The organism is Peribacillus sp. NJ11 (genome assembly GCF_030348405.1).
Taxonomy (GTDB): Bacteria; Bacillota; Bacilli; order Bacillales; family DSM-1321; genus Peribacillus.
On sequence record NZ_JAUCFO010000001.1, the window covers coordinates 3,158,379 to 3,170,901 of the forward strand.

The window sequence follows — 12,523 nt, forward strand, 5'->3', positions numbered from 1 at the left end:
AAAGGAATTTCGTCAAAATGGAAATGGCTGTTGCTGTTTTCGTGTATTACTATTTGTTTCGGAATTTACCCGGAAGCAAGAACAAATGCCTTTTCGAGCCAAGTCATTCAAAAAGGTGCGGTTGGCGATGATGTAATTGAACTGCAGGCACGCTTACAAAACATCGGATACTATAATGGAAAGATTGATGGAGCCTATGGATGGGGCACTTATTGGGCACTTCGAAACTTTCAACAAGATTTCGGGCTTCCAATCGATGGCTTTGCAGGGACTTCAACAAAACAGAAGTTGGCGAATGCATCTAATTTCAATAAGAAATTTGTTCACGAACAGATCAATAAAGGGAACGAGTTCACCTATTATGGGGGTGTACCCATTGAAAACCAGGTGAAAGTGAAAGGGAATGGATCCAAGTCTGGTGGAGGCACACCTGGAAAAGCCCCTTCCAAAACAGCGACATCAGCCAATCTTCCAGGAGGATATTCTCAAAACGATATTCAGCTGATGGCCAATGCCGTTTATGGGGAGGCGCGAGGGGAGCCGTATACAGGTCAGGTTGCCGTTGCGGCTGTAATACTGAATAGGGTGGAAAGTGCAGCTTTTCCGAATACCATTTCGGGCGTGATTTTTGAACCTGGAGCCTTTACGGCTGTTGCGGATGGACAGATTTGGCTGACACCAAACGAAAGGGCAAAAGAAGCCGTGGTGGATGCCATCAATGGTTGGGATCCAACCGGTAATGCAGAATATTATTTTAATCCCGATACGGCAACAAGCAAATGGATCTGGTCAAGAGAACAAATTAAAAGAATCGGAAAACATATCTTTTGTAAGTAAAGAGGTGAAGGAAAATGATCAGGAATATAGTGATTGCCCTGCTTGTTGTAGTTGTTGCAGGAACTGCATTCTGGGGCTATCAAGAACATAAGGAAAAAAATGCTGTACTAATCAACGCGGAAAATACGTATCAGCGAGCCTTTCATGATTTAAGCTATCAAGTAGATTTATTGCACGATAAGGTCGGCAGTACTTTGGCTATGAATTCACGTTATTCATTAAGTCCAGCATTAACAGATGTTTGGCGTATCACTTCAGAAGCACAAAGTGATGTCGGGCAGTTGCCGTTGACCTTGCTTCCTTTTAATAAGACAGAAGAATTTTTATCGAAAATTGCGGACTTCAGTTATAAAACGGCTGTACGTGACCTTGAAAAAGAACCATTGAATGATCAGGAATATTCGACTTTACAATCCTTGTACACACAGGCAGGGGACATCCAGGACGAGTTAAGAAAAGTGCAGTATCTAGTCCTTAAAAACAATTTAAGATGGATGGATGTCCAAATGGCACTTGCATCAGGAAAAGAAAATTCGGATAACACGATCATCGACGGATTAGAAACGGTAGAGAAAAAAGTATCTGGGTATGGGGAAACGAATGAGATGAATCCGACTTTTACTTCTGCACAACAGAGGGATGAAAACTTCAAAAATTTGCAAGGTGAAACCATTTCAAAAGAAGAAGCAATTGAGACAGCAAAAAGCTATGCCCATTCAAAAAGCAGAAATTTGAAGGTGAATGTTGAAGAAAATGGCAAAGGTTCCGATTATGGATTTTACAGTGTGAGCATCCTCGATAAAGAATCCGATATCGAAATGAATATGGATTTGACAAAAAAAGGCGGTTACCCTATTTGGTATATCAATAATAGGGATGTGAACAAAACAACCATTGATTTGAATCAAGCCTATACAAAAGCCGAAGAATTTTTAAAGGAACATGATTTTAGTTCACTTGAATTATTTGAAAGTGCTCAGTACAATAATATCGCATTACTGAATTTCGTGACATCTGAAAATGGAGTCAAGATTTATCCTGATTCAGTCAAGGTTAAAATTGCATTGGATGACGGATCCGTTATAGGGTTTTCAGCCGACGAGTATTTAAAATCACATAAAACCAGGGAAATAGGGAATCCGAAAATATCCGAGAAAGAAGCTAAGGACAAAATCAACGCGAATGTGAAAATAATGGATGAAGGAAAGGCGTTAATCACCAATGATATTGGTGAAGAAGTTCTTTGTTATGAATTCCTTGGTACGATTAAAGATGATACGTACCGCATTTTCATTAATGCAGACACCGGTCAAGAAGAAAAGGTGGAAAAATTAAAGAATTCCGAACCGGTATATGAAAATTTAATTTAAACTGCTAAGAAGATTCATACACAGTGGGGAAATGTGCCTAGCACTTTCCCTTTTTTTATTTCATGACATAATAACTTAAATGATTTATGGATTATATGGGAAGATTCATCGGTAATATTGTGAATTTCCTTCATACAAGGACGTGGACCTCGATGTTTAAAATTGGTGATATTTTAATGCTCGAACAGAAATACTCTTCCCAGAAAGAAAAGTTCAAAAGTATGGTTGTCGATGTGGGACCGGGTTGTGTCTATACGGATTTTCCCATCAATTTAGAGACAGGAAAAATTGCATTCCTGATGGATGGGGCACAGTTGAACGTCACATTTTCCAATGAGATTTATTCTTGAAAAGCAGGTGGACTAAAAGAAAAAAGGCTTGTATGTATGACATGATTGAATGAAAAACAGTGATTCCATCCATACTGCTAATATAAACAGTATGGAAGGTGCGGCTTATGAAAACATTTGAAAGACTATTAATTAAAGTGATCATCATCCAATTGGTCTGCTTATTTTTTTTCCAGTTCCTTTTGAGCAGGGAGGATCAAATTTTTGATTTGACCAAGCTCTCGAGATACGAAGGTGTCACTAGCAATAATTATACGAAAATCATTGAAACTTTCAATGGGACCTCAAAGTGAAAGCGGTGATCCGCTTTTTTTGTATGAAGATTTTTCGATAAAGGATAATTTTGATGGCTGTATAAAACGAAAGTTGAACAAAGGTGATTTTAAACGAACACATCCCTTTTATTAATGATTTTCCTGCTAGTTGTGATAAAATGAAAGGGTACTAAATAATCAGCATGATTGTATGATTCTTGGGAGGATTTATGGAAAAAAAATTATCAGTTGCAATCGATGGACCAGCTGCTGCTGGGAAAAGCACGGTTGCTAAAATTGTTGCAGAAAAGTTCAATTACATATATGTGGATACAGGTGCTATGTACAGGGCCCTTACCTATAAGGCCCTTAATCAAAAGATTCGCCTGAATGATGAACAAGCATTATCTGAAGTTCTCATCAATACAGAAATCGAATTAAGACCAAGTGAAAATGGGCAGTTGGTGTTCGTTGATAATGAGGACGTGACAGCCCAAATCAGGAACAATGAAGTGACCGGTTCTGTTTCGGAAGTGGCAAAGCACAGGAGCATCCGGGAAGAAATGGTGCGCAGGCAGCAAATCTTTGGTGAAAATGGCGGAGTCGTCATGGATGGCAGGGATATCGGTACGCATGTCTTACCAAACGCCGAGGTAAAGGTATTTCTTATCGCTTCTGTAGATGAAAGGGCACAGCGGAGGCATCAGGAAAATATTTTGAAAGGTTTTCCATCCGATATTGAAAAATTAAGGGAGGAAATTGCTACTAGGGACAAGCTGGACTCTGAACGCGAGGTATCGCCCCTGAAGAAGGCAGCCGATGCTATCGAAATTGATACGACTTCATTATCGATTCAAGAAGTTGCAGAAAGTATCATGTCTTTAATAGAAGAGAGGAAAAGATGACATTGGATTTTTACACATTTGCCAAGAACGTCGTAAAAGGCGTTTTAATGCCTTCGTTTAGGGTTAAAACGCTCGGAAAGGAACATTTCCCTAAAGAGGGCGGAGTATTGATCTGTGCCAATCACATTGATAATTTGGATCCGCCTATAGTTGGCATAACTTCACCAAGGGATATTCATTTCATGGCGAAAGAAGAGTTGTTTCATGCACCGGTTTTAAAGGGTATATTACCAAGAGTAAATGCATTTCCGGTGAAGCGGGGCAATAGCGATCGCGAATCTCTTAGAAAAGGGTTAAAGATTTTGAAGGAAGGCAAGGTGATTGGACTGTTTCCCGAGGGTACCAGAAGTAAGACAGGTGAATTGGGAGAAGGTTTGGCGGGTGCTGGATTTTTCGCGCTGAGATCTGATGCCGTGATCATACCGTGTGCGATCATCGGCCCATATAAATTTTTGCGTCCGTTGAAGGTCGTATACGGCCCTCCAATAAATTTTACCGAATATCGGGAACGGAAAATATCAGCTGATGAAGCTACCAAAATCATCATGGACCAAATTGGGAAATTGATTTCCGAGCATAAATAGTCCTTCATACTTGACAATTTTCTGATTTTGTTAGAATTTATAAAATAGGGGTATTGTTCCTTATTGGGGATGAAAAGGAATATAACCTTATAACTCTAAAGAAAACTGTTTTTATCTTTATTAGGAAAGTGTTTTTATTGAACCACTTTAAATAAAATATGTGGCCGATGAAGAGGAAGTTAGCTGATCAGTCATGGGTTAAGGAGGAGTTAGTAATGACAGAAGATATGAACCAGGTAGAAGTGAACAATTACAAAGTTGGGGATCAAGTTAAAGCAACCGTTTCAAAGGTGGAAGAAAAACAGGTCATTGTCGATGTGGAAAACAGTAAGACTAATGGGATCATTCCTATAAGTGAGCTTTCAAGCCTTCATGTCGAAAAGGCGTCAGATGCCGTTTCGGAAGGTGATGTATTGGAGCTGGAAGTCATTAAAGTTGAAGAAGAAGCTCTCATTCTATCAAAACGTAAAATTGACGCTCTGAAAGCATGGGATGACCTGGAATTGAAATTTGAGAACGGAGACGTTTTTGAGGCCGAAGTTAAAGATGTCGTCAAAGGCGGGCTTGTTGTAGATCTAGGCGTACGTGGATTTGTTCCAGCTTCTCTTGTAGAAGACTATTTCGTTGAAGACTTTTCTGATTACAAAAACAAAACTTTAACATTCAAGATCGTTGAGCTTGAGAAAGACAAGAATCGCTTGATCCTCTCACATCGGGCAGTCGTTCAAGACCAAAAGGAAAAACAAAAAGCAACCGTTTTGGATAAAATCGAAAGCGGGCAAGTGCTTGAGGGCGTGGTCCAAAGGATTACCGATTTTGGTGCATTCGTGGATATTGGAGGCGTAGACGGTCTTGTCCACATTTCCCAGCTTTCCCATCAGCATGTCGAAAAAGCATCCGATGTCGTTTCAGAAGGCGATAAGGTGCAGGTGAAAGTCCTATCCATTGATCGTGATAATGAAAGGATTTCACTTTCCATTAAGGATACTCTTCCGGGACCATGGGCAGGCGTTGCCGAAAAAGCGGCAAAAGGCTCTACACAAGAGGGAATCGTTAAACGCCTTGTTTCTTTCGGAGCATTCGTGGAGATTTTCCCAGGGGTAGAAGGGCTTGTCCATATTTCACAGATTTCGCACAAGCATATTGCCACACCACAAGAAGTACTTAAAGAAGGCCAGTCAGTCGAAGTGAAAGTCCTGGATGTCAATGAAACGGATCAACGTCTATCATTGAGCATTAAAGAACTTGAGGAGCCACAATCCAATTACAACACATCAGATTATGAGCTTCCTGAAGAAACGAAAGGCTTTCAGCTAGGTGAAATGATCGGTGATCAATTGAAAAAACTAAAATAAGATAATAATGGTGATGGCCTTGGAGAGAGAACAACGAAAGTTAGATCATATAGAATTTGCGCTAAAAACAGGTCAGCAGCATAAAACAGGATTAGAAGATATTTCGTTCATTCACCAAAGCTTACCAGGGATTTCCTTGAATAATGTGAACCTCACAGCAGAAGTTGGCGGACTTGAATTAAGTTCGCCGATTTTTATAAATGCCATGACTGGAGGCGGAGGCCCTGAAACCGAAAAATTGAATGGTGACCTTGCCATTGCAGCCCGGGAAACAGGAATCGCCATGGCTGTTGGATCACAAATGGCAGCCATCAAGGATTCTAGCCAGCAGGCCTCCTTTAAAGTGGTAAGACAGGAAAATCCCGATGGGGTGTTGATTGGTAATCTCGGTGGTGAAGCAACAGTCGAACAGGCAAAGCGAGCTAGCGAAATGATCGGGGCTAATGCACTGCAGATTCATATTAACGTCATTCAGGAATTGACGATGCCTGAAGGGGATAGGAATTTTGCGGGTACCCTTTCGAGAATAGAGAAAATTAACAGAACTATCGGAATTCCTGTCATCGTGAAAGAGGTTGGGTTTGGGATGAGTATGGAAACGGTGCAGCAGTTACATTCCGTGGGTGTTTCGATCATTGATGTAGGTGGGTTTGGCGGAACGAATTTTGCTAAAGTCGAGAATGAAAGACGAGCGAAGATACTCGAGTATTTTAATGAATGGGGAATACCGACAGCTGCTTCGATAGTCGAAGCTGTTAATGTCTCACCTCAGCTGTCAGTCATTGGATCGGGTGGGATTCAAAGCCCCTTGGAAATAACAAAAAGCCTGGCCTTAGGAGCGAAAGGTGTCGGGTTAGCCGGACATTTCCTCAAGCTGCATAAAGAGTTGGGCCTGGTACAACTGATTAAAGAAATAAACTACATACATGAAGATTTAAAGATCATCATGACTGCACTCGGGTGCTGTAATATTTCAGAGCTAAGGAAATCCAAAATAGTCATCAAAGGCAATACCTATCATTGGTTATCTCAAAGAGGCATTGATTGTTCGGCATATGCTAAATGAATGACCACAAAAAGAAGCATCTCGATTGAAACAAATTGAGATGCTTCTTTTTTTTGGGGATAGACCTAACTATTCCTTCTTCTTGCCTCTTCAGGACTTTCCATGCTTGTTGCCCCTTTTTTATCCAATGATTGGTCCCTGTCGGACTCCACCCGTTTACTTTCTTTCAATTTCTTCTCTTGCCGATCTTTGCCCATGTTTACACCTCCTTCTTTAGTTGATAGTGGGAAGGTTTTATGCATAAATATTTGCAGTTCCACATTAAATGCTGGGCTTACGTTTATACTTTGAATAAACAAGCCATAATGTTTCCTAAAAGGGGGACGATGCATGGATGGAATTTTGTTTTATTGGATGTCATGGATAGTTTGGGTCATTGTCATGTATTTTATTCCAAAAACGGTTCCCTTTCGTTTTGATTTTCTTTTTCATCTATTGGCCGTAATGGTATTGGCGGGGTATAAACTGGAATTTCCCCTGGTTTCCGTGCATTTGAGCGGTCCATATCTTTTCTTTATACTGTGTGTGTATATTAGGAAGCAATCAATCCTCAAGATAATGGAACTGATCAGCGGCAGTCTTATCATCACTCTCGCTTATGCCAGTTTTCAACTTTTTTCTTTGCTTGATCCGATATGGCTCATCATGAAACCCTCTTATCTTTTGTGTATTTTCCTGAATTATCTAATCCTTTTGCTTTTTAAAAATTGGAAACATCGATTGTTCGTCCTTTTAAATGGCTTGATAATGGGTGATATCATATATTCCGGATTGCTTGTTTATCACTCTTTGCCCCATGTGGGCCTTGCATACGCATGGCATGATAATGCAGTGCTGATATTGGGCGCAAACATACTATGGAGAATGTTGGAGCTTTTTGGCCAATACATTTATTTATCATCCCAATCGAGATTTTTATCAAAACAAGGAAAAGAGAATTTTAATCAATGAAGAGTATTGTGGAAAATTAAGGAAAATAGGCAAAGGGTGTTGTCCGCTTTATCCAAAAGGCAGTAGTTAAAATGGAATCAATTGGAATTGGAAGGCTTTAATGCATACAATCATTGTTGATTGGCGAGAAATTTGTTACTATAGGATAGTTAGAGGTCTGTAGATAAATCGTAAAATGCTCTAAACAATTAAAAAGGAAGCAGTATGCCGAAAGCTTTCTTCATTTTTTTGGGCTGTTTATAATCACGTTTTAGCATGCTGAGGGTTCGGCTTCACGTCACCTGAGGAACTGGGTAGTAAAGTGGACAAACTGCCTGTTAATACTTGATACGTTTAACTGAACATCAGTAGGATTACTGATGAAAGTTTCCCTTATATGATGATGGATACAGCCTTTTCCTTTAAAAGGAAAAAATGAAAATCAATAATGCAAAGCAACCGTAAAAAATGCATTCATGAATTTCGTGACTTTGACAGAGATATAGTAGCAGAAAGGGTGAATAGCAATGCCAAAACCGGTAATTGCGATAGTCGGTCGTCCGAACGTAGGAAAATCGACAATCTTTAATAGAATAGTGGGAGAACGGGTTTCGATTGTCGAAGACGTTCCTGGAGTAACACGGGACAGGATTTATAGTTCAGGTGAATGGTTGACACATGATTTTAACATTATTGATACAGGTGGAATTGATATCGGTGACGAGCCGTTCCTTGAACAAATTCGCCAGCAGGCTGAAATTGCCATCGACGAAGCGGATGTGATCATTTTTATGACGAATGGTCGTGAAGGTGTAACGGCTGCTGATGAAGAGGTCGCTAAAATTCTCTTTAAATCGAGAAAGCCAGTTGTCCTTGCAGTCAACAAAGTCGATAACCCAGAAATGAGAGATCAAATCTATGATTTCTATGCGTTAGGTTTTGGCGATCCATTCCCGATTTCCGGGTCTCATGGACTTGGTCTTGGTGACCTTCTGGATGAAGCGGCCAAACACTTCCCTAAATTCAGCGGTCAGGATTATGCTGATGATGTCATTAAATTCAGTTTGATCGGAAGACCGAACGTAGGTAAATCATCCCTGGTCAATGCGTTGTTAGGTGAAGATCGAGTCATCGTAAGTGATATTGAAGGAACGACTCGCGATGCGATCGACTCTCCTTATAAATATAATGGCAAAGAATATGTCATTATTGATACAGCTGGGATGCGGAAAAAAGGGAAAGTGTATGAAAGTACGGAAAAATATAGCGTACTTCGTGCATTAAGGGCAATTGAACGTTCAGACGTTGTTCTTGTGGTCCTTAACGCTGAAGAAGGTATTCGTGAGCAGGATAAAAAAATTGCCGGATATGCCCATGAAGCGGGTAGAGCGGTCATCATCGTCGTCAATAAGTGGGATGCCATCGAGAAAGATGAAAAAACGATGAAGGATTTTGAAGAAAAAATCCGTGCCCATTTCCTATTCTTGGATTATGCGCCAATCATTTATCTTTCTGCCTTAACTAAAAAACGGACACATACCTTAATTCCAGTCATTGATCAGGCTAGTGAGAATCATGCTATCCGTGTTCAGACAAATGTATTGAATGAAGTGGTCATGGATGCCGTGGCGATGAATCCGACACCGACTCATAATGGCAACCGTTTGAAAATTTATTATACGACTCAGGTAGCGATCAAGCCGCCTACTTTCGTTGTATTCGTTAACGATCCTGAGTTATTGCATTTCTCATATGAGAGATTTTTAGAAAATCGAATTAGGGATGCCTTTGGTTTTGAAGGAACACCAATACGGATTTTTGGACGTCAGAGAAAATAGTAAAGGTGGTTTTATAATGGTGAAAGCAAAAGAAAGCATCGCAGTGATTGGTGCAGGTAGCTGGGGAACTGCTTTAGCGATGGTAATAGCAGATAACCAGCATGAAGTGAGATTATGGGGACATAATCAGAAACAAATTGATGAAATCAATCAAAATCATACGAATGAAAAATATTTGCCTGGAATTGAATTGCCTTTGGGGATTCAAGGGTATTCTTCCATTGAGGAAGCGTTGGTCGGGATTGAAATAATAATCTTGGCTGTGCCGACTAAAGCCTACCGGGAAGTGCTGGGTCAGATTAAAGAGGCTCATAATAAACCATTGACAATCGTTCATGTGAGTAAGGGGATTGAACCTGATTCCCTGCTTCGTATTTCGGAAATGATTGAAGAAGTATCTTCGGCGGATTGGCTTAAAGATATAGTGGTTCTTTCAGGACCGAGCCATGCAGAAGAAGTCAGTCTTCGTCACCCGACAACAGTTGCCGTTTCTTCAAAGAATATGAAAGCTGCCGAAAAGGTTCAGGACATCTTTATCAACAATAATTTCCGTGTGTATACAAATCCGGACTTGATTGGCGTTGAAATCGGAGGGGCATTAAAGAACATCATTGCCTTAGCTGCCGGCATTACGGATGGGTTAGGTTATGGTGATAATGCCAAGGCTGCCTTAATAACACGTGGATTGGCTGAAATTTCCCGTCTAGGGGTGGCCATGGGAGCTAACCCACTTACTTTTTCCGGATTAGCTGGAATAGGTGATTTGATCGTCACTTGTACAAGCGTTCACTCCCGAAATTGGAGAGCTGGGAATATGCTTGGTAAAGGGCAAAAGCTTGAAGAAGTATTGGAAAACATGGGTATGGTCGTCGAAGGTGTCAGAACGACTAAAGCCGCCTATCAATTAGCTCAGAAGTACGAAGTGAATATGCCGATTACTGAAGCCCTGTACGATGTCTTATTCAATGGGGAAGAAGTGAAAAAGGCAGTTGACCTTTTAATGAATCGTTCAAAAACGAATGAAATGGAAGAACTTTTTAACATATTGGATAGCAGACAGCAGGATTAACCTCGAATCTGTTGATTTTAATAAAAGAATTTCATTAAATTAGGCATTCGATGATGCGCCTTGCCATGTATCAGCATACAATGCAACGAAAGTAAACTAGTAATTTGACCTCGGCACGGGGGGATTTAGTCAAATGAGCGGAAGATATCTTGATATCTTCTGCTTTTTTTTATGGGCAAAAATCAGCGGTTCTCTTTTAGCTAACTTTAAGGGTTATGAATAATTGAATAGGTTATTCAAATTTGCATCAAATATTCTCCTTATTTCCTTATTTTTTGTTGAATTTCGACTATTTTTTTTGGTATGAAAATTGCGAAGTGTAATATGACCAATAAAATTATAAGGAATTCCAGAAAAGTTGGTTAACTTTTCTGCTTAAATGGGAAGGGGAATGATACATGCAAACAGGTCAATTGAAAAGATCTTTAAACTTATGGCATATCGTATTGCTTGGTGTTGGATATATGACGCCGATGGTTGTTTTTGATACATTCGGGATAGTTTCCGAAAAAACGGGGGGGCATGTGCCAACCGCTTATGTCATCGCTCTTTTAGCGATGTTATTTACAGCAGCCAGTTATGGGAAAATGGTGAAAATTTATCCGCAGGCAGGTTCAGCCTATACTTATACACAAAAAACGATCAATCCGCATTTAGGCTTCCTTGTCGGATGGTCATCGATGCTTGATTACTTATTTTTACCGATGGTGAACGCCATTTTAACAAAAATATACTTAACAGCACTTTTTCCGGAAGTATACCCGTGGATATGGGTGGTAGCATTTGTCCTTTTAATGACAGGCATTAACTTATTCAATGTTAATTTTGCTGCCAACTTTAATAGCTTTCTTGTTTTTTTTCAAATGTTGGTCATCATTATTTTTGTGGCACTTGTCGTTAAAGGGGTCATGAGTGGAGAAGGAACAGGAGAGGTCTTATCGGTTCAGCCATTCATCGGGCCTCATATTGAAATGTCGACGCTCATAACAGGTGCTACAATCCTTTGTTTTTCATTTCTGGGGTTTGACGCTGTCACTACATTATCGGAAGAAACACCAAATCCAACCAAAACGGTTCCCCGGGCCATCTTTTTGACTGCCCTTATCGGAGGGATTTTATTTGTGACGGCTTCATTCTTTACACAGTTATTTTTCCCGGATGTTTCCCGTTTTAGCGATCCTGAAGCGGCTTCACCGGAAATTGCCCTCTTCGTGGGCGGGAAGTTATTTCAAGCCTTCTTTCTTGCAGGAACTTTATCCGGTACTCTTGCCTCCGGTCTTGCATCTCACGCTAGTGTTTCCAGGTTGTTATATGTCATGGGGCGTGACCAAGTGATCCCGAAAAAACCATTTGGGTTTGTTCACCCCAAATACAACACGCCATTCTTTAATGTCATATTCGTCGGGGTCATTTCAATGGTTGCCTTATTCCTTGATTTGGTTACGGCTGCTTCCCTCATAAACTTTGGGGCTTTAATTGCTTTTACTTTCGTGAATATTTGTGTAATCGTCCATGCAATAAGAAACAAAAGTTTCCTTACGATTAAGGGATTTCTTACAACTATTCTATCCCCGGTTATTGGTGCGGCATCGGTTTTCATCCTTTGGCTTAATCTCGATATGAGTTCATTGATTCTAGGAGTTGTCTGGGCGGTTATTGGAATTGGTTATCTTCTGTACCGGACAAAATGGTTTACGGACTCCCCTCCGCTATTTCATTTTGAAGAAGCCCAGTGAATCCAAGCTATTCACGAAACGAAGGAGGTTGTTATATATTGCTGATTACGTACAGTTACGGACAGATGGCAAAGGTCATTTGATAGGGCCGGTTCGGCATATGCTTACACGAAAAAGTCGATTAATCCAAATGATACTAAAGGATTATTTATTCATTTCAATGGTTAATTACTTGTTATTCAGCTTTTCTTTTCAGCAGCTTTTGCTTCTGTACCAGCCTATGCATGGG

At 40.3% G+C, this 12,523-nt stretch carries 13 protein-coding genes; 12 read left to right on the plus strand and 1 reads right to left on the minus strand.

The features are described 5' to 3' along the window. The first annotated feature begins 6 nt into the window (after positions 1 to 6). From sleB to fni, 8 genes are all read left to right on the plus strand, one after another. Positions 7 to 837 (plus strand): spore cortex-lytic enzyme, encoded by an 831-nt coding sequence (gene sleB / locus QUF86_RS15635; RefSeq protein ID WP_421157106.1) that lies wholly within the window; start codon positions 7 to 9, stop codon positions 835 to 837. A 14-nt stretch (positions 838 to 851) separates the two neighbouring features. Beyond that, positions 852 to 2,207 carry a germination protein YpeB gene (ypeB, locus tag QUF86_RS15640; protein WP_289334816.1) on the plus strand — a complete coding sequence of 452 codons (1,356 nt, stop codon included), beginning with the start codon at positions 852 to 854 and terminating at the stop codon, positions 2,205 to 2,207. Between the two features lie 152 nt (positions 2,208 to 2,359). Beyond that, complete coding sequence (locus QUF86_RS15645; RefSeq protein WP_289334817.1) at positions 2,360 to 2,557, plus strand: flagellar brake domain-containing protein; 198 nt, start codon at positions 2,360 to 2,362, stop codon at positions 2,555 to 2,557. A 107-nt stretch (positions 2,558 to 2,664) separates the two neighbouring features. Next, the gene (locus QUF86_RS15650) at positions 2,665 to 2,850 is read left to right on the plus strand and encodes a YpfB family protein (protein ID WP_289315811.1); all 186 of its coding nucleotides are present in this window, start codon (positions 2,665 to 2,667) and stop codon (positions 2,848 to 2,850) included. A gap of 191 nt (positions 2,851 to 3,041) precedes the next feature. Beyond that, positions 3,042 to 3,716, plus strand: coding sequence for a (d)CMP kinase (cmk, locus tag QUF86_RS15655; protein ID WP_289315812.1), 675 nt, complete (start codon positions 3,042 to 3,044; stop codon positions 3,714 to 3,716). After that, on the plus strand, positions 3,713 to 4,300 hold the full coding sequence (locus QUF86_RS15660) for a lysophospholipid acyltransferase family protein (protein WP_289315813.1): 588 nt from the start codon (positions 3,713 to 3,715) through the stop codon (positions 4,298 to 4,300). Before cmk ends, QUF86_RS15660 begins: the two co-directional genes overlap by 4 nt. A 215-nt stretch (positions 4,301 to 4,515) precedes the next feature. Beyond that, positions 4,516 to 5,655 (plus strand): 30S ribosomal protein S1, encoded by a 1,140-nt coding sequence (gene rpsA, locus QUF86_RS15665; RefSeq protein WP_289334818.1) that lies wholly within the window; start codon positions 4,516 to 4,518, stop codon positions 5,653 to 5,655. Between the two features lie 19 nt (positions 5,656 to 5,674). Further along, complete coding sequence (fni, locus tag QUF86_RS15670) at positions 5,675 to 6,721, plus strand: type 2 isopentenyl-diphosphate Delta-isomerase (RefSeq protein ID WP_289315815.1); 1,047 nt, start codon at positions 5,675 to 5,677, stop codon at positions 6,719 to 6,721. Between the two features lie 65 nt (positions 6,722 to 6,786). Here the strand turns inward: fni and QUF86_RS15675 are convergent, their stop codons facing one another. Then, a complete protein-coding gene (locus tag QUF86_RS15675; protein WP_289315816.1) occupies positions 6,787 to 6,918 on the minus strand; it encodes a YpzI family protein in 132 nt (43 codons plus the stop codon). A gap of 133 nt (positions 6,919 to 7,051) precedes the next feature. On the opposite strand from QUF86_RS15675, the gene QUF86_RS15680 reads away from it, so the two are divergent. The 4 genes from QUF86_RS15680 to QUF86_RS15695 all read left to right on the plus strand — a co-directional run bounded on the left by QUF86_RS15680 (position 7,052) and on the right by QUF86_RS15695 (position 12,294). After that, positions 7,052 to 7,672 carry a YphA family membrane protein gene (locus QUF86_RS15680; protein WP_289334819.1) on the plus strand — a complete coding sequence of 207 codons (621 nt, stop codon included), beginning with the start codon at positions 7,052 to 7,054 and terminating at the stop codon, positions 7,670 to 7,672. A 506-nt stretch (positions 7,673 to 8,178) separates the two neighbouring features. Then, positions 8,179 to 9,489 carry a ribosome biogenesis GTPase Der gene (gene der / locus QUF86_RS15685; RefSeq protein ID WP_230156953.1) on the plus strand — a complete coding sequence of 437 codons (1,311 nt, stop codon included), beginning with the start codon at positions 8,179 to 8,181 and terminating at the stop codon, positions 9,487 to 9,489. Between the two features lie 16 nt (positions 9,490 to 9,505). Next, entirely contained in the window at positions 9,506 to 10,558 is a 1,053-nt protein-coding gene (locus QUF86_RS15690; RefSeq protein WP_289315819.1) for an NAD(P)H-dependent glycerol-3-phosphate dehydrogenase, read from the plus strand. A 398-nt stretch (positions 10,559 to 10,956) separates the two neighbouring features. Next, entirely contained in the window at positions 10,957 to 12,294 is a 1,338-nt protein-coding gene (locus QUF86_RS15695; RefSeq protein WP_289334820.1) for an APC family permease, read from the plus strand. Positions 12,295 to 12,523: the final 229 nt, after the last annotated feature.